At 41.1% G+C, this 2,058-nt stretch carries 4 protein-coding genes and 1 pseudogene; all 5 read right to left on the bottom strand.

Annotation, left to right across the window (positions count from 1 at the left end; genetic code table 11):
- Nucleotides 1-280 (bottom strand): PIN domain-containing protein (locus F6K53_RS38325; RefSeq protein WP_293085018.1); only part of this gene is annotated, 280 nt, incomplete at its 3' end.
- Between the two features lie 15 nt (nt 281-295).
- Nucleotides 296-574 (bottom strand): hypothetical protein, encoded by a 279-nt coding sequence (locus F6K53_RS38320; protein ID WP_293065962.1) that lies wholly within the window; start codon nt 572-574, stop codon nt 296-298.
- Nucleotides 575-718: 144 nt separating this feature from the next.
- Complete coding sequence (locus F6K53_RS38315; RefSeq protein WP_293085015.1) at nt 719-883, bottom strand: hypothetical protein; 165 nt, start codon at nt 881-883, stop codon at nt 719-721.
- A gap of 492 nt (nt 884-1,375) precedes the next feature.
- A complete protein-coding gene (locus F6K53_RS38310; protein ID WP_293059289.1) occupies nt 1,376-1,684 on the bottom strand; it encodes a hypothetical protein in 309 nt (102 codons plus the stop codon).
- A gap of 148 nt (nt 1,685-1,832) precedes the next feature.
- Nucleotides 1,833-2,058: pseudogene (locus F6K53_RS38305) on the bottom strand (MvdD family ATP-grasp ribosomal peptide maturase); the annotation flags it as partial.

Below are 2,058 nucleotides of genomic sequence, written 5' to 3'. Positions count from 1 at the left end.
TCTTGTCCTGCCGATCAGCTAAAAGCTGCATGGCTTCTCGGTGTAGTTGTTCACCAACCCAGACTGTTTCAATGTCTGGATTATCAACCAAGTCAACCACAAACTCCAAAACTTTAGCCCGAGGGAACCGGCGGATCAGTGCAAGAGCAACCAACTCAGCTAAGACATGGCTATGAGTCAAGAGTTTATTGCCTGCATCATCGACTAACTGCACCGCTTTTTTATGCTGTGGTTCGTCCCGATGGATATAGCACAACAAACCTGATGTGTCTAGAAGCACAAAATAACTCCGCTTCTAATACTCATCACTATAAGCTCTGGCTAGGTCAGCATCAATCTCTAAGTTATCTACACCCGTTGCGTGTCCTAGACTGATGGCACCTGCATGGCTTTTGAACTTCTGTCGTGCCTGCTCTTGCTGCTCAGCAGACAGCATCGTAGTGCTAACAGTTCCGTCTTGTCTGCTGAGAACGGCGACTATCCAATCCGTTATGGATATTCCTACTGCATTGGCCTTACGCTGTAGGTCGGCGTAGACTTCATCGCTGATTTCTAGAGTTAGCTGCTGACTCATAGGTGTTAGGCAATTAGCTATTTGAAGCAATTATAGCTTTTGGGTTGGCGTTGCTGAATAGCAAAATGGTTTAACCAGAAAGGGGAATTTCCTGAAATTTTCAATAATAAATTTTCAATAATAAATAAGAAGCCTAATTGATAACTACAACATTACCAAACAAGTTTTGTTAGTTTGAATTTGATTGGCAAGATTGACAGCCCGTTGATGATTATGATCGGTGACCGAAGATAATGCGATCGCAAAAGAAGTATCTAAAAAAACTTCAGTCATTCTCAGAAACAGTTTCCCCATACAAATATTGGTCAATTTTCTCTGACCAATCTGGGTCACCATGTAATTTTAAACACTGAGCAGTTTGAAGGAATGTTGTAGGTTGCCTTACTTAATCAGGCAAAACACTTTCAACAATAATCCTTACCCTTGTACCTGCAGCTAAGTTTAAGGGCACTTCCAGTTGAAGAGCTGTCCGATCAAATACCGCTTCAAGTTCTTGGAGCATGATTCTCTAAAACCTATTGACTATTTTAGTATAGTCCGAGCTTTACCTGTAACGGCCTCAAGCTTAGCGGCGCGAGCACCACCTGTGGGCAAAAAGCGAACTATTCGCGATCGCATCTGCTAGAGCGCCCTAGTTAGGAAGAAATGGGATGATGCAGCTAAGGTGCATCCACACCATAATCTTAAGATGCGTTTGCCCTGTGGATATGGCTCTTGCTAAAATAGGGTCGCTCAATTCTAATTGGTCAGTTACACTAATCATTTTTTGCTTGATATCGGGAAATAATCCAGTACAACGGTTTATTTATAGCTAGAACTTTCTGAACTTGGATTCAATAATTCCCACAATCCAACAAACCCCACAAAAAACGTATAAATGCCATAGGTTATAGGATTTTTATCACAACTGTCAGCTTTAAAAGCAGCGATTACACCTTCAATGAAATGGGATATTAAAGCGATACTTCCTAGCCACAATACATAATAGAGGTTACTTGGTAGAGAGCTATGGGTTAACTGTAAATAAATATACCAAATTTCTAGACCTAAAGCGCAAGTAATTAAACTAGTAGATGTTATTTTAATTAGATAAAATAATTGCTTTTTCATGCTCAGATTATCCTGAAGTTAAACCCAGACTATAAACAAACTATTTTACCTATGTTACTATGATAGATAGCGTTTGTATCTGGGTGAACACAGGAATTGCCTTGCCCGTAGCGCTATATTCTCCCTATTGCCTGCTCCCTTTGCTATACTAAGAACGCCGTGGCACTAAGTTCAGCAAAACATCAGCAATAGCTTGGGAAATTGGTAAGCCAGGGCAAAGCTCAAGCCAGAAGAATTCTCCCACTGGATTGACCTCAAGAAATACATGGCGACCATCGGGAGTTAAAATAATATCAATCGCGCCATAGTTCAAGCCAAAGTAATCCATTAGCTTCAGCAACTTTTCTTCGAGATCCTGGGGCAACTGATAGGGA

Source organism: Moorena sp. SIO4A1 (assembly GCF_010672065.1).
Taxonomy (GTDB): Bacteria; Cyanobacteriota; Cyanobacteriia; order Cyanobacteriales; family Coleofasciculaceae; genus Moorena.
This window is presented reverse-complemented; position numbering and strand designations above follow the sequence as displayed.

What these genes read in the sequence shown, in the direction of transcription:
- F6K53_RS38320 (WP_293065962.1), bottom strand. Translation starts at nt 574, where the DNA reads ATGAGTCAGCAGCTAACTCTAGAAATCAGCGATGAAGTCTACGCCGAC.
- F6K53_RS38310 (WP_293059289.1), bottom strand. Translation starts at nt 1,684, where the DNA reads ATGAAAAAGCAATTATTTTATCTAATTAAAATAACATCTACTAGTTTA.